Here is a 25,466-nt window from a genome sequence, read left to right as displayed (position 1 = left end):
CGTTGGCGGGACCTGACCGACAACGTGAACTCGATGGCGTCGAACCTGACCAGCCAGGTCCGCAACATCGCCTCGGTGACCACCGCCGTGGCGAAGGGCGACCTGTCGCAGAAGATCACCGTGGACGCCCAGGGCGAGATCCTGGAGCTGAAGTCGACAGTCAACACGATGGTCGACCAGCTCTCGTCGTTCGCCGACGAGGTGACCCGGGTGGCCCGCGAGGTCGGTATCGAGGGCAAGCTCGGTGGTCAGGCGCAGGTGAAGGGGGTTTCCGGCACCTGGCGCGACCTCACCGAGAACGTCAACCAGCTCGCCTCGACGCTGACCACGCAGTTGCGGGCCATCGCCCAGGTGTCCACGTCGGTGACCCGGGGAGACCTGACCCAGCGGATCGCGGTCAAGGCGCAGGGCGAGGTCGCCGAGCTGAAGGACAACATCAACCAGATGATCGTCACCCTCCGGGAGACGACCAAGAAGAACGCCGAGCAGGGCTGGCTGGACTCCAACCTGGCCCGGATCGGCGGCCTGTTGCAGGGCCAGCGCGACCTCGGCGAGGTCTGCCGCATGATCATGACGGAGGTGACTCCGCTGGTCGACGCCCAGCTCGGTGCGTTCTTCCTCGCCGACGACACCGACGGCAGCATGCGGCTGCGGCTGACCTCCTCGTACGGGTACGTGGCGCGGGGGCACGACGTCACCTTCGGGCCGGGTGAGGGGCTGGTCGGGCAGACCGCGCTCTCCCGTCGCACGATCCGGGTCAGCGCCTCCCCGAACAGTCGGCTCACCCTCCGGTCCGGCCTCGCCGAGACACCCCCGTCCGACCTGGTGGTGCTCCCCGTCCTGTTCGAGGGCGAGCTGCTCGGGGTGATCGAGTTCGCCAGCGTGTCGGCTTACTCCGAGCTGCATCTCGCGTTCCTGGAGCGGCTGGTGCTCACCATCGGCATCGCGGTCAACACCATCCAGGCCAACCGGCGTACGGAGGAGCTGCTGGCCCAGTCGCAGCGGCTGGCGCACGAGATGCAGGAGCAGTCGGCGGAGTTGCAGCGCACCAACGCCGAGCTGGAGGAGAAGGCCACTCTGCTGTCCGAGCAGAAGGGGAACATCGAGACGAAGAACCGGGAGATCGAGCTGGCGCGGCTGGGCCTGGAGGAGAAGGCGCAGCAGCTGACCCGGGCGTCGGCGTACAAGTCGGAGTTCCTGGCCAACATGAGCCACGAGCTGCGGACTCCGCTGAACTCGTTGCTGCTGCTGGCCCGTCTGCTGGCCGAGAACTCGGAGCAGAACCTCAGCCCGAAGCAGATCGAGTTCGCCCGGACCATCCACGGGTCCGGCTCCGACCTGCTGCGACTGATCGACGACATCCTCGACCTGTCCAAGATCGAGGCGGGCCGGATGGACGTCGAGCCGACCGAGATCCGCTTCACCGAGCTGCGCGGTTACGTCGAGCAGGCGTTCGCGCCGCAGGCCGAGGAGAAGAACCTGGACTTCCAGGTACGGGTGAGCAAGGATCTGCCGCCGGCGTTGGTGACCGACGCTCAACGGTTGCAGCAGATCCTGCGAAACCTGCTCTCCAACGCGGTGAAGTTCACCGACAACGGTGCGGTGACGCTGCGGATCGCCCCGGCCGCGGAGAACGCGGTGTTCGACGTGCCGGCGCTGACGAACGCTCAGCAGGTGATCGCGTTCACCGTGATCGACACCGGGATCGGCATCTCGGACGACAAGCTGTCGATCATTTTCGAGGCGTTCCAGCAGGCCGACGGCACGACCAGTCGCCGGTACGGCGGCACCGGCCTGGGCCTGTCGATCAGCCGCGATCTGGCCCGACTGATCGGCGGCACCATCACCGTCTCGTCCGCGCCGGGCCAGGGCTCGACCTTCACCCTGTTCGTGCCGCAGGTGCTGGCCCCGGACGCGGTGGTCGTGCCGCAGACGCCGTCGCCGCAGCGTGCCGGGCTGCCGTCGTCGCTGTTGATGCCGCCGCTGGAGTTGCTGCCGGAACGCCCGGAGGCACCGGTCACCCGTCAACTGGACGGCGCCACGGTGCTGATCGTGGACGACGACGTCCGCAACGTCTTCGCCTTGACCAGCGCATTGGAGCTGCACGGGATGACCGTGCTGTACTCGGACAACGGGGCGGACGGTGTCCGTCTGCTGGCCGAGCATCCGGAGGTGGACATCGTGCTGATGGACGCCATGATGCCCGACCAGGACGGTTACGAGACCACCCGCCAGATTCGCCGCAACCACCGGTTCGCCGACCTCCCGGTGGTCTTCTTGACCGCGAAGGCGATGCCGGGTGACCGTGAGTCGGCGCTCGCTGCCGGGGGCAGCGACTACATCACCAAGCCGGTCGACCTGGACGACCTGATCGAGTTGATGTCGTCCTGGATCAACGGCAGCCGGACCGAGGAGACTTCGTGACCCAGATGGCCAAAGCGCTGCTCGTTGACGACCGGCGGCAGAACCTGACGGCCCTGGAGGCGATTCTCCAGGGCCTGCCGGTCCAGTCCGTGGCGGTGGAGAGCGGCGAGGCGGCGCTCAAGCAGCTGCTGGTGGACGACTTCGCGGTGATCCTGTTGGATGCGCAGATGCCGGACATGGACGGCTTCGAGACGGCGAGCCACATCAAGCGCCGCGAGCGGACCCGGCACGTGCCGATCATCTTCCTCACCGCCGCCGACCGGGACGCCCAGCTCGCCCTCCGGGGTTACCAGGTGGGCGCGGTGGACTACCTCACCAAGCCGTTCGACCCGTGGGTGCTCCGGGCCAAGGTGTCGGTCTTCGTCGAGCTGTGGGTGAAGACCCGGCAGTTGGCGACCCAGTCGGATCTGGTCCGGGAGCGCGACACGCAGTGGCGGCGACTCACCGACGCGGTCGACGAGGCCACCGCCCAGCTCCGCTCGAACGACCCGGAGGTCCGCGACCGGGCGGTGAGGCTGCTTGAGCAGGCCCGCTGGGGCAACACCGACTGACGTGGTGGGGCGGGGCGGCTCAGCCGGTGGGCTGGTCGTTTCGAATCATCAGGGCACTGCGCAGGCCGGTGATGTCCAGTACGCGGATCAGGAAGTCGCCCACGTGCGTCAGCATCAGCAGGCTCTGCGCGTGGCTGGCCTTGCGGCTGAGTACGACCAGGGTGCCCAGGCCCTGCGAGTCGCAGAAGGTGACGCCGCCGAGGTCGAGGATGATCTTCGGCGGTGGGTCGGCCAGCACCTCGTTGACGACGGTGGAGAGCTGGGCCGCGGTGAGCATGTCGATCTCACCGGCCAGGCGCAAGACTGCTTCGTCGCCCGTCCGGTGTAGCGTGATGGACAGTTCGGCACGATCCACCCGGTCAGCCTAGCGCGATCCGACCGACCTGGCCTGTCGAGGCCGTGAGCCGTCGCCGTCCAGGCCCCGAGGCCCCCCGGTGTCGGCGCTGCTGACCGGCGCGGGTCACAGGTGAGCCGGGTAACCCCACCACGGGGTGGCTGCTGGTTGACCGTGCGGCGCTGTCACAATGGCGGCATCGTGACCGACATCTTTTCCGCCGGATCAGGCCGCTACCCAGCCGATGCGCCGGCCTCCGAGGCCCTGTTCGACCGCGCCCGCGACATCGTGCCGGGCGGGGTGAACTCCCCTGTGCGCGCCTTCCAGGCGGTCGGCGGCACCCCGCGTTTCATGGTCCGTGGTGAGGGCCCGTGGCTCTACGACGCCGACGGTCGCCGCTACGTCGACCTGGTCTGCTCCTGGGGCCCGCTGATCCTCGGGCACGCCCACCCGCAGGTGGTGGAGGCCGTCCAGGCCGCCGCCGCCCGCGGCACCAGCTTCGGCACGCCCACCCCCGGTGAGGTGGAGTTGGCGGCCGAAATCGTCGCCCGGACCCCGGTCGAGCAGGTCCGCCTGGTCAACTCGGGCACCGAGGCGACCATGTCGGCGATCCGGTTGGCCCGCGGCTTCACCGGCCGCTCGAAGATCATTAAGTTCGCCGGTTGCTACCACGGCCACGTCGACGCGCTGCTCGCCGCCGCCGGCTCCGGCGTGGCCACCCTGGGCCTGCCCGACTCGCCCGGCGTGACCGGCGCGGCAGCCAGCGAGACGATCGTGCTTCCGTACAACGACATCCGGGCTGTCGAGGAGGCATTCGCCGCCGAGGGCCCGCACATCGCCGCGGTGATCACCGAGGCCGCCGCCGGCAACATGGGCGTGGTGGCCCCCCGCGACGGCTTCAACCAGCAGCTCGCCCGGATCGCGCACGCCCACGGCGCCCTGTTGGTGGTGGACGAGGTGATGACCGGGTTCCGGGTCTCCCGCGCCGGGTGGCACGGCCTCGACGCCTCCGACGCGGACCTGTGGACGTACGGCAAGGTCATGGGTGGCGGCCTGCCCGCCGCGGCGTTCGGCGGGCGCGCGGACATCATGGCGCGGCTCGCGCCGGCCGGCCCGGTCTACCAGGCCGGCACCCTCTCCGGTAACCCGCTGGCCTGCGCCGCCGGCCTGGCGACCCTGCGGCTCGCCGACGACGCGCTGTACCGCAAGCTCGACGACACGGCCGCCGCCGTGGGCAAGCTGGCGTCCGACGCGTTGGCCGCCGCCGGGGTCCCGCACCGACTGTCGTACGCGGGCAGCATGTTCTCGATCTTCTTCACCGACGCCGACGTGGTCGACTACGACAGCGCGCGCACCCAGCAGGTGCCCGCGTTCAAGGCGTTCTTCCACGCGATGCTCGCCGCCGGCGTCTACCTGCCGCCGAGCGCGTTCGAGTCGTGGTTCGTCTCGGCGGCGATCGACGACGCCGCTCTGGAGCACATCGCCGCCGCACTGCCCACCGCGGCGAACGCGGCGGCAGCGGCTGGTCACGGGGGGTAGACAACCTTGAGCAAGACTGTGGTTCACGTGCTGCGGCACGGCGAGGTGCACAACCCCGACCAGATCCTCTACGGCCGGCTGCCCGGTTTCCGCCTCTCCGAGCTGGGTGTGCAGATGGCCAAGGCCGCTGCGGAGGGCCTGGCCGAGCGGGAGATCGTGCACGTGGTGGCCAGCCCGCTGGAGCGCGCCCAGCAGACCGCCGAGCCGATCGCCGCCCAGTTCGGGCTGCCGGTCGGGGTGGACGAGCGGCTGATCGAGAGCGCCAACTGGTTCGAGGGCAAGAAGGTCTCCCCGGGTGACGGATCGTTCCGCGACCCGCGCAACTGGTGGGTGCTGCGCGACCCGGTGACCCCGTCCTGGGGTGAGGCGTACCGGGTGATCGCCGAGCGGATGTTCGCCGCCGTGCACGCCGCCCGGGTCGCCGCCGAGGGGCGCGAGGCGGTGCTGGTGTCGCACCAGCTCCCGATCTGGACGTTGCGCCGTCACGTCGAGCGCAAGCGGCTCTGGCACGACCCCCGCAAGCGGCAGTGCGGGCTGGCGAGTCTCACCTCGTTCCACTTCGACGGCGCGAAGGTGGCGGGCATCGGCTACAGCGAGCCGGCCGCGCACCTGATCGCTCTCTCCGCGACCGCCCGGACGGCCAAGGGGGCCTGATGAACGCCCGGAGGTGGACCGCCGGTCTGCTCGCCACCGTCGCCGCGGTGGCGCTGGTCGGCTGCACGTCCGGGGGCGACGGGGAGAAGCAGTGCACCAGTGATGGCCTCACGATCACCTGTGCGCCGGACCAGCGGTCGAAGACGCCCAAGGTGGTCGGCGAACTTCTCACCGGTGGCCGGTACGACATCTCCCAGGCACGCGGCCAGGTCGTCGTCGTCAACTTCTGGGGTTCCTGGTGCGCGCCCTGCCGTGCGGAGGCTGACGACCTGGAAGACACCTACCAGACCACCAAGGCGTCCGGGGTGACCTTCCTCGGCGTGAACGTGCAGGACAGCAAGGACAAGGCGATCGCCTTCGAGCGGGGGCGGGTCACCTACCCGAGCATCTTCGACCCGTCCAGCAGCCAGGCGCTGAACTTCGACATCCCGCCCAACTCCACACCGGCGACGGTGGTCCTCGACCGCGACGGCCGGATCGCCGTGGTGATCCGTCGCGCCACGACCAGGGACGAGCTACGGCCGATCGTCGAACGGGTCGCCGCCGAGAAGCCGGCGTCGAACTGATGGGCGAGACCTTCAAGGAGTTGGCCCTCAGCGGGCCGCTGCTGCTCGCCATCGGCGCTGCGGCGCTCGCCGGCCTGGTCAGCTTCCTGTCCCCGTGCGTGCTTCCGCTCGTCCCCGGCTACCTGTCGTACGTGACCGGTCTGGCCGGCGCCGACCTGGAGGGTCGGCGACCGCAGGCCGATCCCGAGCCGGCCGGCGGGGGTGTCGCGGTCAAGGAACGGGTCGCGCGGGTCGGCGCGGTCAAGGGTCGGGTGCTCGCCGGGACGCTGCTCTTCATCGGCGGCTTCACAGTCGTCTTCGTGGCCACCGCGATCCTCTTCGCCAGCATCGGTCGGGTGTTCTTCGACTACAAGCGCGAGTTGCAGATCGGCGTCGGCGTGCTGGTCATCGTGGCGGGGTTGAGCTACCTCGGGATGATCCCGGCCCTGCAGCGGGAGTTCCGGATCTCCCGGCTGCCGTCGGCGGGGCTGCTCGGCGCACCGGTCTTCGGGGCGGTCTTCGCACTCAGTTGGGTGCCCTGCACCGGCCCCACCCTCGGCGCGGTGATGGGCATGGCCACCGCCAGCGGCCAGACCGATCGCGCCGTGGTGCTCGCCGTGGCGTACTGCCTCGGGTTGGGGATACCGTTCGTCGTCTTCGGGCTGGGCTTCGAACGCCTGCTCGGGGTCTTCCGCGCCGTCCGGCGCCACAGCCGCTGGGTCACCCGGGTCGGCGGCGCCCTGCTCATCCTGATCGGTCTGGCCCTGGTCACCGGCGGATGGCAGAGCTTCGTGATCTGGCTGCAGACCACCGTCGGGGTGGGCGAGGTGAGCATCTGATGACGGTCGTCGACGACCGACCGGAAACCGCGGCGCCCGCGCCACGCCGCCGGCCGAACCGGCTGCTGGCCCTGCTGCGCAACTCGTGGCGGCAGCTCACCAGCATGCGTACGGCGCTGATCCTGCTCTTCCTGCTCGCCATCGCCGCCATCCCCGGCTCGGTGCTGCCGCAGCGCGGAATCAGCCCGGAGAAGGTCAACGAGTACTTCGTCGACCACCCGGACTGGGCCCCCCGACTGGACCGGATCGGCGCGTTCGAGGTCTTCGGATCGGTCTGGTTCTCCGCGATCTACCTGCTGCTGTTCACCTCCCTGATCGGCTGCATCACGCCCCGACTCCGCGACCACGTCCGCACGCTGCGGTCCCGTCCGCCGGCGGCACCGAAGCGGATGGCCCGGCTGCCGCAGCACACGGTGCTGCCCGCCCCGCCCGGTGGGACGGCGGCGATCGCGGAGGTGCTGCGCAAGCGGCGCTGGCGCGTCGAGGTACGCGGCGACGAGGTCTCCGCCGAGAAGGGCTACCTCAAGGAGACCGGCAACCTGCTGTTCCACACCTCGCTGATCGCGGTGCTGATCGGGGTGGCGCTCGGCTCCTGGTACGGGTGGAGCGGCAACCGGCTGCTGGTGGCCGGCGCGGACAACGCGTTCTGCAACACCCGCCAGCAGTACGCCGAGGCGAAGCTCGGCCCCCAGGTGGACAGCGCCGACCTGCCCGGCTTCTGCCTGCGGCTGGACGATTTCCAGGCCCGGTTCCTGGAAACCGGTCAGCCAGAGTTCTTCAACGCCAGGGTGACCGTCAACGGCCCGGACGAGCCGACCCGCAGCGCCGACTTCTCGGTGAACTCGCCGCTGCGCCTCAACGGCGCGAGCGTCTACCTGCTCGGCCACGGGTACGCCCCGGTGATCCGCTACACCGACCGGTTCGGCAACAGCCAGATCAGTGACGAGCCGTTCCTGACCACCGGCGACATGGGCCTGACCAGCGAGGGGCTGGCGGCCTTCCCGGACGCGAACGTCGACCCGGCGACCGGCCGGCGCGCACCCGATCAGCAGATGGCGTTCACCGGCATCTACCTGCCCACCGCGCCCGAGCAGGCGCCGTTCGTCCGCTCGCAGTACCCGACCGAGCGCAACCCGGCGCTGAACCTGGTCGCCTACCGCGGCAACCTCGGTCTGGACGCCGGTATCCCCGGCTCGGTCTACCAGCTCGACCAGCGGCAGGTGCGGGCCGGCAAGGTCAAGGAGGTCGGCACCAAACTGCTCCGCAAGGGCGAGACCTGGAAGCTCGACGACGGCACGACAGTCGAGTTCCTGGGCACCGAGCGGTACGTCACCCTCTCCGTCCGGCACGATCCCGGCTCGACGATGCTGCTGGTCAGCTGCGGCGTCCTGCTGGTCGGGCTGATGGGTTCGCTGTTCGGCAAGCGCCGCCGGGTGTTCTTCCGGGTGGTGCCGGCCGACCCCGGGGAAGGATCTCCGACGAGCGGTAGTAGCTTGATGGAGGTCGGTGGGTTGCCGCGGACCGACTATCCAGGGTTCGCCGACGAGTTCACCCAGCTGGTCGCCGCCGTCAGCGGTGCCGACCGGGCTGGCGCTGGCGCTGACTCCGCTGACCGGGCCGGCGTGCGAGAAGGAGCCGAGTGATGTCCGCACTCTCCGACAATCTGGTGACATTCGCGATCCTGGCGTACCTGGTCGCGATGATCGGCCACGCCGTCGAGTACGCGCTGGGCAACGCCCGTACCCGGGTCGCCACGGCGGCTCCGGCGCGCGAGTTGGTTGGTGCCGGTGGCGTTCCGACGCCGCCCGCGCCGGTCCCGTCGCCACCGACGGTCGACCGGTCGGCCGGGCGGGCCCGACTCGCGGGCCTGATCGGAGTGGGCGCCACCGCGGTGGCCGCCGCGCTGCACCTGGCGGCACTGGTCACCCGTGGGCTCGCCGCGGACCGGATGCCGTGGGGCAACATGTACGAGTTCGTGCTCACTGTGACGTTCATCGGGGTAGCCGCCTGGCTGGTGGTGCTCTGGAAGCGGCCGTCGCTGCGTAAGCTCGGGCTCTTCCTCACCCTGGTGATGGTGCTGCTGGTCGCCACCGCCGAGCTGGTGCTGTACGTGCCGATCGTGCCGCTGGTGCCGGCGCTGAACTCGTACTGGTTCATCATCCACGTCTCGACGATCGTCTTCGCGTCCGGCATCTTCCTGCTCGGCGTGGTGCCGGCGGTCGGTTTCCTGATGCGCAACGGGTTCGAGCAGGGCAAGCGGAGCTTCCCGTACACCCTGGCCAAGCGGCTGCCCGGCGCAGCCGGCCTGGAGCGGCTGACCTTCGCGCTGCACGCCTTCGCGTTCCCGATCTTCACCTTCGCGGTGATCGCCGGTGCCATCTGGGCCGAGGCGGCCTGGGGGCGGCCGTGGGGCTGGGACCCGAAGGAGACCTGGGCGTTCATCTCCTGGGTGGTCTACGCCGGCTACCTGCACGCCCGCGCGACGCCCAGCGTGAAGCGCAACGTGGCCACCTGGATCGCGGTGCTCGGCTTCCTCACCGTGCTGATGAACCTGTTCGGCGTGAACATCTTCTTCACCGGCCTGCACTCGTACGGCGGGCTGGACTGATCCTGGCAACGCGGTACGGGCCGGTCACGGATGCGTCCGTGCCCGGCCCGCGTCTACCGGGTGGGTCGCCAGGGCCGCATGGCCCGCTCGACCTGGACGGTGACCTGGTAGGACACCTCCGGTAGATCCGCCAGCTCGATCCGCTCGCCGCGCATCGCCAGTTGGGCGTGCAGCTCCCGGGCGACGGCGTCACGTAGCTCGACCAGCAGGGGCGACAACCCGTCCGGGTCGCCGACGACGTACGCGTCCGACATGAAGCCACTCTGCTCCCGCGTCTCGCCGTTCGGCCAGGCACGGTGAGATGTGCCTGCCGGGCTTGACCCGGCCCTGGGCGGCGATATGGCGGTGTCCCGCGCGTGGTCGCCCGTTGATCCACTCGGCTTTCAGGTGGTCGGGGTGTCCTGCGGCCCAGGACACCCCGACTTCGCGAAACCCGAGTGGATCTTGTGCTTGCCGGCCACCCCCGGGTCGGGTCGCAGCTCGCGTTACCCCGATATGCGCGTCACGGCCTGACGCAGCGTTGAGTGCTCGCTACCGTGCGGCAGGTGGGGTTGCACAACCCTGACAATCGCGGCGGAAGGTGGGGTGCGGTGACCACAAGGGTGTCCACGGCGGCGCTGATCCGGGAGCAGCTGCGGCGGTCCCGGCTCGCAGCCGGGCTGACTCAGGAGGAGTACGGCAGACGCGCGCACTACTCGCCGTCCATGGTGTCGGCCGTCGAGTTGGGGCAGACGGCACCCAACGAGGCGTACCTGAAGCGGGCCGATGAGGTGCTCGACACCGGCGGCTTGCTGACCTCGCTGCGCGAGCTGGGTCGGCGCGACGGCGAGCCGGTCTGGTTCCGCCCGTGGTTGGAGGTCGAGCGGGTCGCCACCCAGTTGCGCTGCTTCGAAGCGACGATGGTTCCCGGGCTGTTGCAGACCGCCGACTACGCGCGGGCGGTGTTCCGGCTCGACCTCGGGCTGACCGCCGACCGGGTGGAGGAGTTGGTGGCGGCCCGGCTGGAGCGGCAGACGATCCTCGACCGGGAGCACCCACCGCAGCTCACCGCCGTGATCGACGAGGCCGCGCTACAGCGCTTCGCGGAGGGGTGCGCCGGGGTGCTGGCCGAGCAGCTCCGGCACCTGGTGGCGTGCGCCCGCCGCCCGCACATCAGGGTGCACGTGCTGCCACAGGGTGTGGGCCTGCACGCCGGCCTCTTCGGGCCGTTCATCCTCGGCCGCACCGCCGACGGCAGTTGGCTCGGCTTCCTCGACAACCAGACCGGTGGCACCGCAGTGGACGACATCTTCGAGGTGGCGACCCTGCTCGGAAGGTGGGAGAGTCTGCGCAGTGACGCGCTGCCCCGGCAGCAGTCGATCGACCTGCTCGAGGAGATCGTGAAGCCATGGATCTGACCGGAGCCCGCTGGCACAAGTCCACCCGGAGCGGCAACAACAGTGGCGCGTGCATCGAGGTCGCCGACAACCTGCCCGGCCGGGTGCACGTCCGCGATTCCAAGGACCGCGACGGCGACCTGCTGACCTTCGCCCCGGCCGCGTGGCGGGCCTTCGTCGAGCTGGCCCGCAGCCACTGACGGGCTACTCAGCCGGCTAGCCGCAGGCGTCCCCGCACCCGACCCGGGCCACCCGTCAGGATGGCCTGGAAGTCTCGCTCGCCCCCCAGTCCCGCGATCAGCCGCCGAACCAGCCGGGCACGTCGAGCCGGAACCAGTTGGCCGAGGCCATCGCGCCGAGGTCGTTTTCCATCGCGGTGACGCGTTCCGGGCCGAGCGTGTCCGCCCACTGTGCACGCAGCCGGTCGAAGATCTCGGCCGAGCGGCGCAGCCCGTCCGCGCCGCGCGGCGTAACCCGGATCAGCCGGCGTCGCGCGTCGGAAGGGTCGTCGACCCGCTCCAGGTAGCCGACGGCGACCAGCCGGTCGACTGTCTTGCCGGCGGCCTGCTTCGAGATGCCCAACCGCTGGCCCAGTTCGGTGGCGGTGGTGCCGTCCGCGCCGACGGCCTGGAGCACGAACCCGTGCAGCGGTCGCAGCTCCGGGTGGCCCTCCCGGGCCAGCTCGGTGTGCAGGTCGTCGATCAGCGTCCGGAACCCGGCCAGCAGCAACAGCGGCAGCGCGAAGCCGGGGCGCGCGGGGTCAGCGGTTGCCATCTTCGACAACCACGTTTACTATTTCGTCAACCACGTTGACTATCGTACCGGATGCGGCACCGACGTCAGCCGTGGCGGCCTCCCGACCTCGCGGCCTCGCGCCGCCCTCTCCGAAAGCAGGTGGACATGTCCGTCTTCACCGAACACACCGCCGAGACCGCACCGGTCGCCGCCCGTCGTGCCATCGAGGGCGTGCAGAACCGCTTCGGCTGGCTGCCCACCCCGGTGGCGCTGATGGCCGACTCGCCGCAGCTGCTCGCCGGCTTCCTCACCGTCAGTGCGGGCTTCGAGCAGACCGACCTCGCCCCGCTGGAGCGGGAGGTGGTCGTCCTCGCCGTCGCTACCACCAGCGAGTGCCACGTCTGCGTCGCCCTGCATACCGGCACGCTCACCCGGCTCGGCGCGACCGCCGAACTGATCACCGCGCTGCGTGCCGGCTCGGCGCTGCCCGAACCACGCCTGGAGGCGCTGCGCCGGTTCACACTGGCCGTGCTCGACCACCGGGGCGCAGTGCCGGACGACGAGATGGACGACTTCCTGGCCGCCGGCTACCAGCCCCGGCACGCGCTGGACGTGGTGCTCGGCGTCGGCGCGTACACCATGTCCACCTTCGCCAACCGGCTCACCCGGGCACCGCTCGACCCGCCACTGGCCGCCCACGCCTGGACGCCGGCCGCCTGACCGCTGGCGCCTGCTTCAGTCGGCCTGCAGAAAGTCGCGCAGCAGGGCGAGCATCTCGTCGGGCCGCTCCTCGTACAGCCAGTGCCCGCAGTCCTCGATCACCTCGCCGCGGACCGTGTCGGCGTACCTGCGGACCTGCTCGGCGACCTGTCCGCCGAGGCTGGCCGCCGACCCGACGGCCAGCACCGGCATGGTCAACTTCGTGCCCCGGTACGCGGCGTTGTCCGCGATGTCCTGCTGGAACGCCCGGAAGTAGGCGAAGCTGGCCCGCAGCTGCGCCGGGTCGCGCAGATGGCTGGCGAACTCCTCGATGTCGGGCGCGCTGATGCTGCCCTTGCGCACCATCAGCGCGTCGGTGAACCTGTCCACCCAGAGCGACTCCCGCCCCTCGACCAGGGCCTCCGGAAGCCCGTTGCCGAGAGAGAAGTAGCCGAAGTTCCACACCCCGGGCCCGGCCGAGGTGAGCGCGGGGAACGTGTAGATGCTCTCGTCGGGGATCGGCGCCTCGGTGAGCGCCAGCCGGCTCACCCGCTGCGGATGGGCGGCGGCGTACGCGTACGCCACCATGGTCCCCAGGTCGTGCCCGACCAGTCGAAGGTCACTGACCAGGCCGAGCTGGTCGAGGAGGCCGTGCAGGTCGGCGGCGACCGTCACCTTGTCGTACCCGCCGGCCGGGGCGTCGCTGCCCCCGAAGCCCCGCAGGTCGGGCGCGACCACGTCGAAGGAGCGCCCCAACTCGGGCAGCAGGTGCCGCCACATGTACCAGCACTGGGGGTACCCGTGCAGCAGCACCAGCGGCGGGCCGGCGCCGCCACGGACGTAGTTCATGGTGATCTGGCCGACCCGTGCCCGTTGCTCGGTGAACCCCGCCGGAACCCGTTCCACGCCCATTCGCCGCCTCCGCCCGCCGTCCGTCCGCCCGGCTACCCGCTCAACCGCCCGCCATGCCCGCGAGGTTCGGGTCCTGCCGGTTGATCCACTCGCCTTCCTTGAAGTCGCGGTGTCCGGCGGCCCGGGACACCGCGACTTCCTGAAAGCCGAGTCGATCTACGGCCGCCGCCCGCCGCGGGCAGGGGGCGATCTCACAGCACCCGGCTTGGGCCGTTCGGGAGCCGGTGCGGGAGACTGGGCGACATGGCGGCTCGTGGCTTCCCGTACACCGATCTCAAGGACTTTCTCGCGGCGCTGGAGCGCGCGGGGGAGTTGCGCCGGGTCGACGTCCCGGTCGACCCGACTCTGGAGATCAGCGAGGTGGTCACCCGCACGGTGCGGGCCGGCGGCCCGGCGCTGCTCTTCGAGCGTCCGACCCGGGGCGAGATGCCGGTGGCGATCAACCTGTTCGGCACCGAGAAGCGGATGGCGATGGCGCTCGGGGTGGATGACCTCGACGAGATCGGCGCGCGGATCGGCGAGATGCTCAAGCCGGAACTGCCGCAGGGCTTCTCGGGCATGATGGGCGGGCTCGGCAAGGTCATGCAGCTCAAGTCGATGCCGCCGAAGAAGGTCAAGACGGCCCCCTGCCAGCAGGTGGTCTACCGCGGCGACGACGTCGACCTCAACCGGTTGCCCGGTCTGCAGGTCTGGCCGGGCGACGGCGGGATCTTCCACAACTTCGGGTTGACCCACACCAAGCACCCCGAGACGGGCAAGCGGAACCTCGGGCTCTACCGCCTCCAGCAGCACTCGCACAACACCATCGGCATGCACTGGCAGATCCACAAGAACTCCACGGCGCACCACGCGGTCGCCGAGCGGCTCGGGCAGCGCCTGCCGGTCGCGATCGCCATCGGTGCCGACCCCGCGGTCGCCTACTCGGCCAGCGCGCCACTGCCCGCGGACATCGACGAGTACCTGTTCGCCGGTTTCCTGAGCGGCGAGCGGGTCGAGATGGTCGACTGCCTGACCGTGCCGCTGCAGGTGCCGGCGCACGCGCAGATCGTGCTGGAGGGTTACATCGAGCCGGGCGAGCGACTGCCGGAGGGCCCGTTCGGCGACCACACCGGCTTCTACACGCCGGTCGAGCCGTTCCCGGTGATGCACATCGAAGCGATGACCATGCAGCGCAACCCCGTCTACCACTCGATCGTCACGTCGCAGCCGCCGCAGGAGGACCACGGCCTCGGCAAGGCCACCGAGCGGATCTTCGCACCACTGCTGCGCTTCCTGATCCCGGACATCGTCGATTACAACCTGCCCGCCGCCGGGGTCTTCCACAACTGCGCGATCGTGTCGATCCGTAAGCGCTACCCGAAGCATGCCCAGAAGGTGATGAACGCGATCTGGGGCGCGCACATGATGTCGCTGACCAAGCTGATCGTGATCGTCGACGAGGACTGCGACGTGCACGACTACAACGAGGTCGCCTTCCGCGCCTTCGGCAACGTCGACTACTCGCGCGATCTGCTGCTCACCGAGGGCCCGGTGGACCACCTCGACCACGCGTCGTACCAGCAGTTCTGGGGCGGCAAGGCGGGCGTCGACGCGACCCGCAAGCTACCCACCGAGGGCTACACCCGCGGCTGGCCGGAGGAGATGCGCATGAGTCCCGAGGTCACGTCTCTGGTCGACAAGCGCTGGAAGGAGTACGGAATCTGATGGCCACCACCGACAACCCCCGCGATCTTGCACTTTCGGTCGACGATTCCTCCCCTTCCTCCGCTTCTGTCGCCGCAGAAAGTGCAAGATCGCGGACGAGGGTGCGGGCCTTCCTGAAGCTCGTCGCCGTCGAGCACTCCGTCTTCGCGCTGCCGTTCGCGTTCCTCTCCGCGCTCGCCGCGATGCAGGGTGCCGGCGGGCGGGTACGGTGGCTCGACCTGCTGCTGATCACCGTGGCGATGGTCGGGGCGCGGACGTTCGCGATGGCCGCCAACCGGATCCTCGATCGCGAGATCGACGCGCGGAACCCGCGTACCGCCGGTCGGGAACTGGTCACCGGAGCGGTGAGCGTCCGCACGGCCTGGACCGGCGCGGCCGTCGCACTCGTGGTCTTCCTTGCCGCCGCCGCCCTGCTCAACCCGCTCTGCCTGGTGCTCGCGCCGCTCGCCGTGGTGCCGCTGGTCGTCTACCCCTACGCCAAGCGGTTCACCAACTGGCCGCACGCCATCCTCGGTATCGCCCAGGCGGTCGGCCCGGTCGGCGCCTGGCTGGCGGTCACCGGCACCCTGGACGGGTCCGGGCCGGCCTGGCTGCTCGGCGCGGCGGTGGGGCTGTGGATCGGCGGCTTCGACCTGATCTACGCCTGCCAGGACTCCGAGATCGACCGGGAGATCGGCGTGCACAGCGTGCCCGCCCGGTACGGTCGGCGCTTCGCTCTGCACGCGTCCTCGGTCGCGCACGTGGTGACCTTCGCGCTGTTCGCCTGGTTCGGTGCGCTGATCGGTCTCGGCTGGCTCTGGTGGATCGGGCTGGCGCTGACCGCCGTGGCGTTCGCCTACCAGCACCTGGTGGTCACCCCGACCGACCTCAGCAAGGTCAACCGGGCGTTCTTCACCGCGAACGGGTTCGTCGGCATCGCGCTGTTCTTCTTCGCCCTGCTCGACCTGGTGATCCGGCTCGGCCTACGGCCCTGAGGTGCTGACCGGGTAGCGCGCGCTCTCGAAGGTCCAGTCGATGGTGCCGCGCACGGCGTTCGCGACCCCGTCGAGATGGTCGGCGACCGCCTCGTCCAACGCCGGGCCGAACGACGGCACCGCGGCCCGCAACGCGACGAAGCGCCGCATCGCCTCCCGCCAGTGCTCGGCAGCACGCTCGGCCGCCTCCGCCTCCGAAACGCCCAGTTCGGCCTCGATGGCGAGGACCAGGTTGTGCCCGCCGGCGGCCACCCGATCCCGTCTCAGGGAGGCCAGGTCGTTGTACCAGGAGAGCAGGTCGTTGCCGGTGCGGGCGATCTGACGCAGCAGCGGGTGGTGGTAGACCGGGTCGGGCAACAGCCGGCCGTTGACGAACTCCACGAGCGGGTACGACACCTCCGCCGCCGAGGTCGACCGACGGAGCTCGACGTACTCGTCCACGCTCGGGCGGCGGCCAGCCTCCTTGCTGACGGCCTCCTGCCAGGTGCCGTCGAGGTGTCGGGCCACCGCGTCGGCGAAACGCTGCCGCCACCGTGCCGGCATCCGGCGGCGCGGCTCCCGCCAGGCCAGCACCAGCAGTCGGCGCAGCGAGCCGGTCAGCCCGGCCTGCCGCAGCCGGGCGCCGTCGTGCAGGAGCGCCAGGGTGCCGTTGCGCAGCGCCCGGATCTGCTCCGGCGTCAACCGGTCCGGCCCGTCGCAGGCGTCATCGACCAGGAAGAACCAGGTGAAGATCGCGGCCAGCACCCGCAGGTCGGCTTCGGTCGCCGCCGGGTAGAGCCTCGCGGCGTACCGGGCGAAGGCGCCCTGGGACAGCCGGCGCAGCGCGGCGTCGTCCAGTGGGAAGCCGAGCTCGGGCAGCAGATCGAGCAGCCAGGCCTGCACTCGATCGACGTGTGGTGGTGGGCGCCGTGGCGGGATCGGGCACTCGGCACGCAGCGCCCGGAGAATCTCGCCGGTCGTCACCGATGCCTCCTCTTCGAGATGGATCCGGTGCGAATCGCCAGCGGCAGCATGTCAGGTCGGCGGGTTGCGCCGGCGCCCCGCCCGACATGTCGGACCGGACCAACCACGGGGGTGCCCACCGGCGGGCCAGCCGGACCAGGCAGGCTGGGGGGATGCGGGAACCATGGGTGGTCGGGGTCTCCGGTGCCTCCGGCACGCCGTACGCGGCGGCTGTCATCGGCGGACTGCTCGACGCGGGCGAGCCGGTGGACCTGATCGTGTCCCGGGCGGCGCGACTCACTGTGCTCGACGAGACCGGCCGCTCCTTCCGTGACGGGCACTGGGCCGAGGACCTCGCCGCCTGGCTGGATCGGGACCTGGCCACGGCGGATGTGCGGCACTGGCCGGCCGGCGACCTGGCCGCCGGGCCGAGCAGCGGCTCCTACCGGGTACGCGGAATGGCAGTGGTCCCGGCCAGCACGGCCGCCTGCGCGGGCATCGCGATCGGGCTCTCCAAGGATCTGTTGCAGCGTGCCGCCGAGGTCAACCTCAAGGAACGCCGTCCCGTGGTGCTGGTCCCCCGGGAGACACCGGTGACCCGCAGCCACCTGGAGCACCTCATCGCCCTGCACGACGCGGGCGCGGTGGTGCTGCCGGCCAGCCCCGGCTTCTACGGTGCCGGCGCGGCGGCCAGCGCGCAGCAACTGGTCGACTTCGTGGCCGGCAAGGTGCTGGACGCGCTCGGCGTCCCGCACACCCTGTTCCGACGGTGGTCCGGCCAGCTCGGCGCAGCCCGGAGCTGAGCCGTCCCGCACGGGGTGACCCGGCCCGCTCCTGCTGGGCATGGTTGTGCCACTCAGCACGAGCGGTGCTGCCGCCCGGCGGTTGGCCGAAGCGGGACGCGGACCGGACTGGTGTCCGGTCCGCGTGGCGTTGTCCGCACCAGTTCAGTACATGCCGGCGTTGGCCGGACCCGGCCCCGTGGATGCCGCCGGCCCCACATTGCGTGGCTTACCGACCTCATCCACCTCGTCCAGCATGCCCTCCCCCTCAAGCAGGGCTCGCACCTCGGATTCCCGAAACCGGCGATGCCCGCCTGGAGTCCGGATGCTTCCTATCCGGCCGGCCGCCGCCCATCTCGTCACAGTTTTCGGGTCTACCCGAAACAGCGCGGCGACCTCACCCGGTGTCAGCAGGCGATCTCCAGTGTCCACAGCCCCCTCCTCGCGTCGACGAAGCCCCCGGCTGAACACACTGCCCCCGGCTGGTGCGTAGCCCAGAGCCGTCATGAGGGACGTATGGCAATTACAGCACCAGGGACATGGCCTGTCCGCCCAAACGCGAAAAATGCACTGAGTGGGGAGTTAGTAATGTTACTGGTGCTACCTCGACCCTGACCGGCGGTTTATGAACAGTGACTCACCGCTCAGTCCAACGGGTGCCGAAGGCCGCACGTTACGCGTCAGCGGTTAAGGTGACTCTCTGTGGATGCCATCGACCTGAGCCTCGTCGACCTGCTGCGCGGCAACGCCCGCCTCTCGTACGCCGAGCTGGCCCGTCAGGTGGGTCTCTCGGCGCCGGCCGTGCACGAGCGGGTCGGCAAGCTGGAGAGCAGCGGCGTCGTCCGGGGCTACCGCGCGGACGTGGCCCCGGAGTCGATCGGGTTGGGTGTCACGGCGCTGATCGGCATCGTCGAGGACTCCGGCGCCGACAGCGACGACATGCTGGAGTCGCTGCGGGTACTGCCCGAGATCGAGTCCTGCTACTTCATGGCCGGGGTGGAGTCGTTCCTGCTCAAGGCGCGGGTCGGCACGATCGCCGAGCTGGAGCAGTTGATCGTGCGGTTGAACCGGACGCCGGGGGTGGCCTCCACCCGTACCGCCATCGCGCTCTCCACCAAGTGGGAGAACCGCCCCCAGCCGGTCGGCCCGCCCGCGGCCTGACCGCCGCGTACCCCTGGTGTCGTCCGGGCGGCCGGCGGTAGCGTGCGCCGGTGACCGAGCCGGTGCGTCCCGTGGCCGTGGTGACCGGCGCTGCCGGCGGCCTGGGCCGTGCCATCGCCACCGCGCTGCACACCGACGGTTGGTCGGTGCTGCTCACCGACCTTGATCCGGTGGCGGTGCGGGCCGCCGCCGCGCCGCTCGGCGGCTGGTCGGCCGCCCTGGACGTCCGGGACGAGGCCGCCTGCGCCGCCGTCGCCGCGGACGCGACAGGCCGGGGTGACCTCGCCCTCTGGGTCAACAACGCCGGCATCCTGGTCACCGGTGCGTCGTGGGAGCACGACGCGGCGACCCGCCGTCGGCTGCTCGACGTGAACACCCACGGGGCCATGAACGGCACCCTCGCCGCGCTGGCCGTGATGCGCGCCCAGGGCCACGGCCACGTGGTCAATGTCGTCTCGCTGGCCGGGCTGGTCGCCGCGCCCGGCGAGACGGTGTACGCGGCCAGCAAACACGCCCTGCTGGCCTTCAGCCTCGGCACCCTGTCCGACCTGCGGATGGCCGGGTACCGGCGGGTGCACGTCTCCTGCCTCTGCCCGGACGGCATCTGGACCCCGATGCTGCACGACCGGCTGGACGACCCGGGGGCGGTCGCCTCGTTCACCGGGTCGATGCTGACCGCGCAGCAGGTCGCGGCGCGGGCCGTCCGGCTGGCCCGCCGGCCACGTCCGGTGGTCAGCCTGCCCCGCTGGCGGGGAGCGCAGGTGCGCCTGCTGGACGCGCTGCCCAGGCTGGCCGTCGCGCTCACCCCGATCGTCCGGGCCGCCGGCCGCGCCGGTCAGCGCCGGCAACGCCGCAGGTCAACGCCGCCGGACCCGCGCTGACCACCGCTGGCCCGCTTGCTAGGTTTCCGAGCGTGACTCATCTCGACCGGTGCGACGAATCCAGCCGAACCTGGGTGACCGAGGCGATCGCGGCCGTCGAGGCAGACGCCAACCGCTCCGCCGACACCCACCTGCTGCCGTTCCCGCTGCCCAGGGAGTGGGGGATCGACCTCTACCTCAAGGACGAGTCGTCACACCCCACCGGCTCGCTGAAGCACCGGCTGGCCCGTTCACTGTTCCTCTACGGCCTCTGCAACGGCTGGATCGGGCCGCGCACCACGATCGTCGAGGCGTCGTCGGGCTCGACGGCGGTCTCCGAGGCGTACTTCGCCCGGATGCTGGGCCTGCCGTTCATCGCGGTGATGCCCGCCTCCACCTCGCCCGAGAAGATCACGCAGATCGAGTTCCAGGGCGGCCGGTGTCACCTGGTCGACGACCCGGCGAGCGTGGTGGTCGAGGCCCGGTGGCTCGCCGAGGACTCCGGCGGACATTTCATGGACCAGTTCACCTACGCCGAGCGGGCGACGGACTGGCGGGGCAACAACAACATCGCCGAGTCGATCTACGCGCAGTTGGAGTTGGAACGGCACCCGATCCCCGCCTGGGTGGTGGTGGGCGCCGGCACCGGGGGCACCAGCGCGACCATCGGCCGATACGCCCGGTACCGCCGGCTCGCCACCAAGCTCTGCGTCGTCGACCCGGAGAACTCGGCGTTCTACCCGGCCTGGCTGGCCGCCGACTGGTCCGTACGCACCGGGAAGGGCTCCCGCATCGAGGGGATCGGCCGGCCCACCGTGGAGGCGTCGTTCCTGCCCTCGGTGGTGGACCGGATGGTCCAGGTGCCGGACGCGGCGTCCCTGGCCGCCATGCGGGCCGGCTCGGCGCTGCTCGGCCGCCGGGTGGGCGGGTCCACCGGCACCAACCTGTGGGGCGCCTTCGGTCTGATCGCCGCGATGCTCGCCGAGCGTCGGACCGGCTCGGTGGTCACCCTGATCTGCGACCCGGGCGACCGGTACGCCGACACGTACTACGCCGACGACTGGGTGGCCGCCCAGGGCCTCGACCTGGCTCCGCACCTGGCCACCATCGACCGCTTCCTGACCAGCGGGAGCTGGCCCGCCTGACGCGGTCGGCGCAGCCCGGCCCTCCTGGGCCGTCAGCGGGGGCTGACCCACCCAGGGCGGAGTGGCCAGGCCCTCTGGCCCGCCACGATTCGGATCAGCGTGGGTCGATCCGTTCGGCCAGCCCGGGGTAGCGCACCACGTAGCCGCTGTCGTCCAGATCGATGTCGGCGGTGAAGGTGCCGCTGGCGAAGCGCACCCGACCGGGCCCGCGCCCGGTGTAGATCTGCTCCGCCGGCACCACCTCCAGGCCGGGCAGCAGCACCCAGGCGACTGTGATCCGGTGCGCCACATCGGCCGGCTCCGCCGCCATCCGAAGCCGGTGGACCGGCAGGGTGTTGAACAGCGGCGAACCGCTCAGGTCGACGTCGAGCGCGTCGGCCAGCCGGTCCGGGTCGTCCGTACCCGGCAGACCGGCTCGGGGATGACCGGCCGCGACCAGTGCGGCGTCGAGGTCGCCCTGCTCGGCGGTGGTCACCCGCCAGCGGCCGGTGGCCCGCTCGAGGGTCACCCGACGCAGCCAGCCGAGACCCTCTGCCTCGACCTCGACGCGGGTGGTGGCCCAGTCCGGCGTGGTGGTCAGCTGGTAGCGGGCGGTCCACGGGATGGGGTCCACGGCGAGCAGGGTGCCCCGGGCCGTCAACCCATGGCCGTCGTCGAGCAGAACCTGCTCGCTGCCGGCGGTGTCCGTCCGGGACCAGAAGATCGACTTCGGCATGGTCGGCATGAGCCGGACGTTACGCGACCCGCTCGGTATCGGCAGGACATGCGCGAACGCCGCCGCGAAGCCGGGGCTTCACGACGGCGTTCGGTAGATCAATCAGTGGGTACGAGCTGCCGGTCGCCCGCCGAAACCGCGCCGATCGTCACGCGGGCGGTCATCGCGGGGCCGGTCATCCCGGACCCGGCTCTCCGAGCGGAAACCGCCCCGAGCGTCCCGGTCGCCGAAGCGCCGGTCACCCTGTGGCCGGTCGCCGAAGCGCCGCTCGCCGGTCGGTCGGTCGCCCCGACCGTCGCGGTCACCGAACTGCGGCCGGTCGCCGAACCGACGCTCGCCCTGCGGCCGGTCGCCGTAGCCCCGGCTGTCCCGATCGGCGTAACGCCGCTCGCCCTGCGGCCGGTCGCCGTAGCCGCGGTCGCCCTGCGGCCGGTCGCCGAAGCTGCGGTCGCCCTGCGGCCGGTCGCCGAAGCGCCGCTCACCCTGCGGTCGGTCGCTGTAGCGGCGCTCGCCGGTGGGCCGGTCGCTGTAGCTGCGGTCGCCCTGCGGCCGACCTCCGTAGCCCCGGTCGCCCTGCGGGCGGTCGCTGTAGCGGCGCTCGCCGGTGGGCCGGTCGCCGTAGCCCCGGTCGCCCTGCGGGCGGTCGCCGAAACGCCGCTCGCCGGTAGGCCGACCTCCGTAGCCCCGGTCGCCCTGCGGGCGGTCGCCGTAGCGCCGCTCGCCGGTGGGCCGGTCGCCGTAGCGCCGCTCGCCCTGCGGGCGGTCACCGAACCGGCGCGGACCGCCGGAGCGGTCGCCGTAGCCCCGGGGCTCCGCCTCGACGCGAACCGGCACGCCACTGGGCTCGCGGGCGCCGACCAGCTCGGCCAGCGCCGCGTCCCCGACCCGGACCCGGGTCTCGGCCGGCGCGACGCCGGCCTTCTCCATCATCGCCAGGGTGGTACGGCGCTGCTTGGGCAGAACCAGCGTGGCGACCGCGCCCGACTCGCCGGCCCGGGCGGTACGCCCCGCGCGGTGCAGGTAGTCCTTGGGGTCCTTCGGCGGGTCGACGTGCAGCACCAGGGTGACCCCGTCGACGTGGATGCCTCGCGCCGCCACGTCCGTGGCGACCAGCACGTTCATCCGGCCCTCACGGAACTCGGCGAGCGTCTTGGTGCGCATCCGCTGGGTCTTGCCGCCGTGCAGCCCACCGGCGCGTACGCCGACGGCCGCGAGCTGCTCGACCAGCCGGTCCACCCCGAGCTGGGTGCGGGCGAAGACCATGGTCCGGCCGTCCCGGGCGGCGATCGAGGCCGCCACCGGGAACTTCTCGTGCGGCGGGATCAACAGCATGTGGTGGTCCATGGTGGACACCGAAGCGGTGGAGGGCGCCGTGGAGTGGGTGACCGGGTCGGTCATGAACCGCTTGACCAGCGCGTCGACGTCACCGTCCAGGGTAGCCGAGAAGAGCAGCCGCTGACCGTTCGAGGGCGTCTTCGCCAGCAGGTCGGTCACCTCGGGCAGGAAGCCCATGTCAGCCATCTGGTCGGCCTCGTCGAGCACCGTCACCTCGACGTCGTCGAGCTGGCAGATGCCCCGCTCAATGAGGTCGCCGAGCCGGCCCGGGGTGGCCACGATGATCTCCACGCCGCGGCGCAGCGCGTCGATCTGACGGTCGTACGGAACGCCGCCGACGGCGGTCTTGAGGAAGATGCCGACGGACTTGCCCAACGGCACCAGGGCGTCGTTGACCTGCATGGCCAGCTCGCGGGTGGGCACCAGGACCAGGGCGCGCGGACGCATCGGCCGGGCCCGGTTGCGGTTGGCCAGCCGGGCGATCATCGGCAGACCGAAGGCGAGCGTCTTGCCCGAACCGGTCTGCCCGCGGCCGAGCACGTCGCGACCGGCGAGCGCGTCCGGAACGGTGGCCCGCTGGATCTCGAACGGGCTGGTGATGCCCTGCTGGCCCAGCGCGCGGACCAACTGCTCCGGAAGGCCGAGAGCGGCGAAGCTCATCGGCTCGGCGGTCTCGACCGCAGGGGTGCCGGCCTCGCTCGGGGCGACGTCGAGCTGCTCCCGGGCGGCGTCGGCCGCCGGGACTGAGTTGAAAACGGACGTAACGGTGCTGTGGTCAGCAGAGGTGGTCAACAAAAACCTTTCGAGCGGGGCGCATCTTCGCGATGGCCTGCCGCGGCTGTGCCGCCGGATCGCCCGCAAGATCGCCCAGGGGCGCACACCACGCGCGCCGGGTCAGTGATCTCATCCAGTGTACGGCGGTCTGGCGAAGCCGCCAGCCGGTTGACCGACCGTAGTGGGCGGACTCACCATCGCCGGCGCTCGCTGGCTCACCCGTTGAGCACGCTGCCCACCAGACCGTCCAGGGCGTCGCCGGCCAGCAGGACGACCATGACACTGATCGCCACCAGCAGCCCCAGAGCGGCGGCCAGGACGATCATCACCCGGGCGTTGGTGGACCGCTCGGTCGGCGTGTCGGACCACCCCTGAGCCAGGATGTGCCCGGTCAGCGAGCCGGAGGTCTCCACCGCGTTGGCGGGTATCGCGACAGTGGCGAAGCCAGCGCCCTCGCCGTTGCCGTAGACGGTGCCGGCCAGATCGGTGCGGTTGTCGCGCCGCCCACCACGGGCGCCGGCAGCGTCCCGCCCGGTGGACCCGGCCGGCGGGCCGCTCGGCGGCGCTGTCACACGCGAGCTTCCGGCGTTCGCGGTCGACGAAGGTGCCCCGGCCGTGGACGGTGGCCAGCTCGGCAGTGCTGGTGCGGGCACCACTGGTGGCGCGGAGACGGCTGTGCCGGCCCATTCGGCACCGGACGTCGATCGGGGCGCCCCGGCGGGGGACGACCACCCGGCCGGTGGTGCGGAGACCGAGGCGCCGGCCCGTACGCCGGGCGTGTCGGTCATCGCGGGCGGCGGCGGAAACGGGGGCGCCGGCATCGGGCCGGGCGGGGCCGGTGGTGCCGGCACCGGCGGACCGGGTGGCGGCAGCGGCGGGCTCGGGACGGGCGGCGTCGGCGGACCGGGGATGGGCGGCATCGGCGAGGGCGGCGGGGACGGCGGGCCCGGAAGAGGGGGAACCGGACCGGGCGGCGTCGGTCGGGGACCCGGCGTCGGTGCCGGACCGGGCGGGTACGGACCCGGGGCCGGCGCGGGCTCCGGTTCCGGTGGCGACGGCTGGGTCGGCCCAGGGCCGGGTGGTGTGGGGTCCGGCTCCGGTTCCGGAGTCGACGGCGTCGGAGGCTGGGCCGGCTCGGCACCAACCGGCGCGGCTCGATAGACGGCGGGCGCGCTCTCGCGACGGTCCGGGGTGCCCAGGGCGCTGGCAGTGCCCCGACTGCTGCTGGGGACCGTGGCGCTGGCCCGGGCCGGCGCGGAGGAGTCGCTTCGCTGGCCCGGCAACGACACGTCGGCTGGGCTGGCCGATCCGGTCGCACGGTAGGTGGTCGCGGCGACCGGAGCGCTGGCCGGCAAGTCACTGCGGAGGGCACCGGCGGTCACGACGCTGGCACGTGCGCGTACCGGTGCCGCCGCCGGGCTCTGGCGCTCATCGCCGGCCGACGCGTCGTCATCGGCGTCGGTCGAGTCGTCAGCGACGACCGCCGCCGTGCCGCTGACTGCCGTGCCACCGCCAGCCGTGCCGCTGACCGCCGGGGCGTCGTCGCTGTCGGCGGAGCCGGCGTCCGTCGAGCTGGTGGCGCTGTCTGTGGAGCTGGTGGCGGCCGGAGTGGCGTCGCTGGTAGCCGCCGGCTCGGCAGTGTCCGACCCGCCGGCCTGGTCGACCACGGGGTCGAGCCTCGGTGGGCCGGCCGGGTCGGCGGCAGCCGGCCCCGGTGGGCCGGCCTGGTCGACCACGGGGTCGACAGTCTCCGCCGGATCTCTCTGCTCGGCCATTTCCGCCCTCCGCGCCATGCTCGCACCCGGACCCGTGACGTCGAGTCGGATGTGCCTGGTTGTCACCGTGCCACAGATCTTCC

26 protein-coding genes are annotated in these 25,466 nt (G+C 71.5%); 17 read left to right on the top strand and 9 right to left on the bottom strand.

The window, feature by feature from the left end; translation table 11 throughout:
* Both ACZ6NZ_RS02945 and ACZ6NZ_RS02940 read left to right on the top strand, forming a co-directional pair.
* On the top strand, positions 1–2,424 hold a 2,424-nt coding region (locus ACZ6NZ_RS02945; RefSeq protein WP_465855226.1), incomplete at its 5' end, for an ATP-binding protein.
* The gene (locus ACZ6NZ_RS02940; protein WP_465855224.1) at positions 2,421–2,975 is read left to right on the top strand and encodes a response regulator; all 555 of its coding nucleotides are present in this window, start codon (positions 2,421–2,423) and stop codon (positions 2,973–2,975) included. The genes ACZ6NZ_RS02945 and ACZ6NZ_RS02940, both read left to right, overlap by 4 nt.
* 19 nt (positions 2,976–2,994) lie before the next feature.
* Here ACZ6NZ_RS02940 and ACZ6NZ_RS02935 read toward each other — a convergent pair whose 3' ends face one another.
* The gene (locus ACZ6NZ_RS02935; RefSeq protein WP_355004798.1) at positions 2,995–3,330 is read right to left on the bottom strand and encodes an STAS domain-containing protein; all 336 of its coding nucleotides are present in this window, start codon (positions 3,328–3,330) and stop codon (positions 2,995–2,997) included.
* A gap of 180 nt (positions 3,331–3,510) precedes the next feature.
* Between ACZ6NZ_RS02935 and hemL the strand changes: the two genes are divergently transcribed.
* Genes hemL through ccsB form a run of 6 tightly spaced genes read left to right on the top strand, consistent with a single transcriptional unit; the run spans position 3,511 to position 9,494 of the window.
* Positions 3,511–4,848: a glutamate-1-semialdehyde 2,1-aminomutase gene (hemL, locus tag ACZ6NZ_RS02930; RefSeq protein WP_366605901.1), complete on the top strand. Its 1,338-nt coding sequence runs from the start codon at positions 3,511–3,513 to the stop codon at positions 4,846–4,848.
* 6 nt (positions 4,849–4,854) lie between these two features.
* On the top strand, positions 4,855–5,502 hold the full coding sequence (locus ACZ6NZ_RS02925) for a histidine phosphatase family protein (protein ID WP_355004800.1): 648 nt from the start codon (positions 4,855–4,857) through the stop codon (positions 5,500–5,502).
* The gene (locus ACZ6NZ_RS02920; RefSeq protein ID WP_465855221.1) at positions 5,502–6,068 is read left to right on the top strand and encodes a TlpA family protein disulfide reductase; all 567 of its coding nucleotides are present in this window, start codon (positions 5,502–5,504) and stop codon (positions 6,066–6,068) included. The genes ACZ6NZ_RS02925 and ACZ6NZ_RS02920 overlap by 1 nt, the downstream gene beginning before the upstream one ends.
* Positions 6,068–6,886: a cytochrome c biogenesis CcdA family protein gene (locus tag ACZ6NZ_RS02915; protein ID WP_465855219.1), complete on the top strand. Its 819-nt coding sequence runs from the start codon at positions 6,068–6,070 to the stop codon at positions 6,884–6,886. The genes ACZ6NZ_RS02920 and ACZ6NZ_RS02915 overlap by 1 nt, the downstream gene beginning before the upstream one ends.
* On the top strand, positions 6,886–8,529 hold the full coding sequence (gene resB / locus ACZ6NZ_RS02910) for a cytochrome c biogenesis protein ResB (protein WP_465855217.1): 1,644 nt from the start codon (positions 6,886–6,888) through the stop codon (positions 8,527–8,529). The genes ACZ6NZ_RS02915 and resB overlap by 1 nt, the downstream gene beginning before the upstream one ends.
* On the top strand, positions 8,529–9,494 hold the full coding sequence (gene ccsB / locus ACZ6NZ_RS02905) for a c-type cytochrome biogenesis protein CcsB (RefSeq protein WP_366605894.1): 966 nt from the start codon (positions 8,529–8,531) through the stop codon (positions 9,492–9,494). The genes resB and ccsB overlap by 1 nt, the downstream gene beginning before the upstream one ends.
* 53 nt (positions 9,495–9,547) lie before the next feature.
* On the opposite strand, the gene ACZ6NZ_RS02900 is transcribed toward ccsB, so the two are convergent.
* On the bottom strand, positions 9,548–9,748 hold the full coding sequence (locus tag ACZ6NZ_RS02900; RefSeq protein ID WP_465855214.1) for a hypothetical protein: 201 nt from the start codon (positions 9,746–9,748) through the stop codon (positions 9,548–9,550).
* 336 nt (positions 9,749–10,084) lie between these two features.
* Between ACZ6NZ_RS02900 and ACZ6NZ_RS02895 the strand changes: the two genes are divergently transcribed.
* Positions 10,085–10,891 (top strand): helix-turn-helix domain-containing protein, encoded by an 807-nt coding sequence (locus ACZ6NZ_RS02895; protein WP_465855212.1) that lies wholly within the window; start codon positions 10,085–10,087, stop codon positions 10,889–10,891.
* On the top strand, positions 10,882–11,070 hold the full coding sequence (locus ACZ6NZ_RS02890) for a DUF397 domain-containing protein (protein ID WP_465855210.1): 189 nt from the start codon (positions 10,882–10,884) through the stop codon (positions 11,068–11,070). Before ACZ6NZ_RS02895 ends, ACZ6NZ_RS02890 begins: the two co-directional genes overlap by 10 nt.
* A 97-nt stretch (positions 11,071–11,167) precedes the next feature.
* Here the strand turns inward: ACZ6NZ_RS02890 and ACZ6NZ_RS02885 are convergent, their stop codons facing one another.
* Positions 11,168–11,644, bottom strand: coding sequence for a MarR family winged helix-turn-helix transcriptional regulator (locus tag ACZ6NZ_RS02885; protein ID WP_465855208.1), 477 nt, complete (start codon positions 11,642–11,644; stop codon positions 11,168–11,170).
* 126 nt (positions 11,645–11,770) lie between these two features.
* Here ACZ6NZ_RS02885 and ACZ6NZ_RS02880 point away from each other — a divergent pair, with 126 nt between their 5' ends.
* A complete protein-coding gene (locus ACZ6NZ_RS02880; RefSeq protein ID WP_465855206.1) occupies positions 11,771–12,325 on the top strand; it encodes a carboxymuconolactone decarboxylase family protein in 555 nt (184 codons plus the stop codon).
* A 15-nt stretch (positions 12,326–12,340) separates the two neighbouring features.
* On the opposite strand, the gene ACZ6NZ_RS02875 is transcribed toward ACZ6NZ_RS02880, so the two are convergent.
* On the bottom strand, positions 12,341–13,216 hold the full coding sequence (locus ACZ6NZ_RS02875; RefSeq protein ID WP_465855204.1) for an alpha/beta fold hydrolase: 876 nt from the start codon (positions 13,214–13,216) through the stop codon (positions 12,341–12,343).
* A gap of 243 nt (positions 13,217–13,459) precedes the next feature.
* On the opposite strand from ACZ6NZ_RS02875, the gene ACZ6NZ_RS02870 reads away from it, so the two are divergent.
* Together ACZ6NZ_RS02870 and mqnP are read left to right on the top strand one after the other, a co-directional pair.
* A complete protein-coding gene (locus ACZ6NZ_RS02870) occupies positions 13,460–14,920 on the top strand; it encodes a menaquinone biosynthesis decarboxylase (protein ID WP_465855202.1) in 1,461 nt (486 codons plus the stop codon).
* Positions 14,920–15,894 carry a menaquinone biosynthesis prenyltransferase MqnP gene (gene mqnP / locus ACZ6NZ_RS02865; RefSeq protein WP_465855200.1) on the top strand — a complete coding sequence of 325 codons (975 nt, stop codon included), beginning with the start codon at positions 14,920–14,922 and terminating at the stop codon, positions 15,892–15,894. The genes ACZ6NZ_RS02870 and mqnP overlap by 1 nt, the downstream gene beginning before the upstream one ends.
* On the opposite strand, the gene ACZ6NZ_RS02860 is transcribed toward mqnP, so the two are convergent.
* Entirely contained in the window at positions 15,883–16,857 is a 975-nt protein-coding gene (locus ACZ6NZ_RS02860) for a terpene synthase family protein (protein WP_465855198.1), read from the bottom strand. The genes mqnP and ACZ6NZ_RS02860 overlap by 12 nt on opposite strands.
* Positions 16,858–17,009: 152 nt before the next feature.
* Here ACZ6NZ_RS02860 and ACZ6NZ_RS02855 point away from each other — a divergent pair, with 152 nt between their 5' ends.
* Entirely contained in the window at positions 17,010–17,639 is a 630-nt protein-coding gene (locus ACZ6NZ_RS02855; RefSeq protein WP_465855196.1) for a UbiX family flavin prenyltransferase, read from the top strand.
* A 144-nt stretch (positions 17,640–17,783) separates the two neighbouring features.
* On the opposite strand, the gene ACZ6NZ_RS02850 is transcribed toward ACZ6NZ_RS02855, so the two are convergent.
* On the bottom strand, positions 17,784–18,050 hold the full coding sequence (locus tag ACZ6NZ_RS02850) for a BldC family transcriptional regulator (protein WP_007454516.1): 267 nt from the start codon (positions 18,048–18,050) through the stop codon (positions 17,784–17,786).
* 270 nt (positions 18,051–18,320) lie between these two features.
* On the opposite strand from ACZ6NZ_RS02850, the gene ACZ6NZ_RS02845 reads away from it, so the two are divergent.
* Genes ACZ6NZ_RS02845 through cds1 form a run of 3 tightly spaced genes read left to right on the top strand, consistent with a single transcriptional unit; the run spans position 18,321 to position 20,784 of the window.
* Positions 18,321–18,779 (top strand): Lrp/AsnC family transcriptional regulator, encoded by a 459-nt coding sequence (locus ACZ6NZ_RS02845; protein ID WP_091395696.1) that lies wholly within the window; start codon positions 18,321–18,323, stop codon positions 18,777–18,779.
* Positions 18,780–18,829: 50 nt separating this feature from the next.
* Positions 18,830–19,660 (top strand): SDR family NAD(P)-dependent oxidoreductase, encoded by an 831-nt coding sequence (locus tag ACZ6NZ_RS02840; protein ID WP_465855193.1) that lies wholly within the window; start codon positions 18,830–18,832, stop codon positions 19,658–19,660.
* Between the two features lie 32 nt (positions 19,661–19,692).
* Positions 19,693–20,784, top strand: coding sequence for an L-cysteine desulfhydrase Cds1 (gene cds1, locus ACZ6NZ_RS02835; protein WP_366605872.1), 1,092 nt, complete (start codon positions 19,693–19,695; stop codon positions 20,782–20,784).
* A 94-nt stretch (positions 20,785–20,878) separates the two neighbouring features.
* Here the strand turns inward: cds1 and ACZ6NZ_RS02830 are convergent, their stop codons facing one another.
* The 3 genes from ACZ6NZ_RS02830 to ACZ6NZ_RS02820 form a co-directional block, all read right to left on the bottom strand.
* Positions 20,879–21,499 carry a putative glycolipid-binding domain-containing protein gene (locus ACZ6NZ_RS02830; protein WP_366606179.1) on the bottom strand — a complete coding sequence of 207 codons (621 nt, stop codon included), beginning with the start codon at positions 21,497–21,499 and terminating at the stop codon, positions 20,879–20,881.
* Between the two features lie 102 nt (positions 21,500–21,601).
* The gene (locus ACZ6NZ_RS02825) at positions 21,602–23,494 is read right to left on the bottom strand and encodes a DEAD/DEAH box helicase (protein WP_465855915.1); all 1,893 of its coding nucleotides are present in this window, start codon (positions 23,492–23,494) and stop codon (positions 21,602–21,604) included.
* A 329-nt stretch (positions 23,495–23,823) separates the two neighbouring features.
* Positions 23,824–25,383, bottom strand: coding sequence for a hypothetical protein (locus ACZ6NZ_RS02820; protein WP_465855191.1), 1,560 nt, complete (start codon positions 25,381–25,383; stop codon positions 23,824–23,826).
* Between the last annotated feature and the right edge of the window lie 83 nt (positions 25,384–25,466).

Source organism: Micromonospora sp. NPDC047756, assembly GCF_055587245.1.
The sequence above is the reverse complement of the archived record's forward strand: the minus strand, read 5'-3'. Positions and strand labels throughout refer to the sequence as shown.

Excerpts from the sequence above, each read along its gene's own strand:
- ACZ6NZ_RS02920 (WP_465855221.1), top strand. The coding sequence starts at position 5,502 with ATGAACGCCCGGAGGTGGACCGCCGGTCTGCTCGCCACCGTCGCCGCG.
- ACZ6NZ_RS02915 (WP_465855219.1), top strand. The coding sequence starts at position 6,068 with ATGGGCGAGACCTTCAAGGAGTTGGCCCTCAGCGGGCCGCTGCTGCTC.
- resB (WP_465855217.1), top strand. The coding sequence starts at position 6,886 with ATGACGGTCGTCGACGACCGACCGGAAACCGCGGCGCCCGCGCCACGC.
- ccsB (WP_366605894.1), top strand. The coding sequence starts at position 8,529 with ATGTCCGCACTCTCCGACAATCTGGTGACATTCGCGATCCTGGCGTAC.
- ACZ6NZ_RS02900 (WP_465855214.1), bottom strand. The coding sequence starts at position 9,748 with ATGTCGGACGCGTACGTCGTCGGCGACCCGGACGGGTTGTCGCCCCTG.
- ACZ6NZ_RS02890 (WP_465855210.1), top strand. The coding sequence starts at position 10,882 with ATGGATCTGACCGGAGCCCGCTGGCACAAGTCCACCCGGAGCGGCAAC.
- ACZ6NZ_RS02885 (WP_465855208.1), bottom strand. The coding sequence starts at position 11,644 with ATGGCAACCGCTGACCCCGCGCGCCCCGGCTTCGCGCTGCCGCTGTTG.
- ACZ6NZ_RS02880 (WP_465855206.1), top strand. The coding sequence starts at position 11,771 with ATGTCCGTCTTCACCGAACACACCGCCGAGACCGCACCGGTCGCCGCC.
- ACZ6NZ_RS02875 (WP_465855204.1), bottom strand. The coding sequence starts at position 13,216 with ATGGGCGTGGAACGGGTTCCGGCGGGGTTCACCGAGCAACGGGCACGG.
- ACZ6NZ_RS02870 (WP_465855202.1), top strand. The coding sequence starts at position 13,460 with ATGGCGGCTCGTGGCTTCCCGTACACCGATCTCAAGGACTTTCTCGCG.
- mqnP (WP_465855200.1), top strand. The coding sequence starts at position 14,920 with ATGGCCACCACCGACAACCCCCGCGATCTTGCACTTTCGGTCGACGAT.
- ACZ6NZ_RS02855 (WP_465855196.1), top strand. The coding sequence starts at position 17,010 with ATGCGGGAACCATGGGTGGTCGGGGTCTCCGGTGCCTCCGGCACGCCG.
- ACZ6NZ_RS02830 (WP_366606179.1), bottom strand. The coding sequence starts at position 21,499 with ATGCCGAAGTCGATCTTCTGGTCCCGGACGGACACCGCCGGCAGCGAG.
- ACZ6NZ_RS02825 (WP_465855915.1), bottom strand. The coding sequence starts at position 23,494 with ATGAGCTTCGCCGCTCTCGGCCTTCCGGAGCAGTTGGTCCGCGCGCTG.
- ACZ6NZ_RS02820 (WP_465855191.1), bottom strand. The coding sequence starts at position 25,383 with ATGGCCGAGCAGAGAGATCCGGCGGAGACTGTCGACCCCGTGGTCGAC.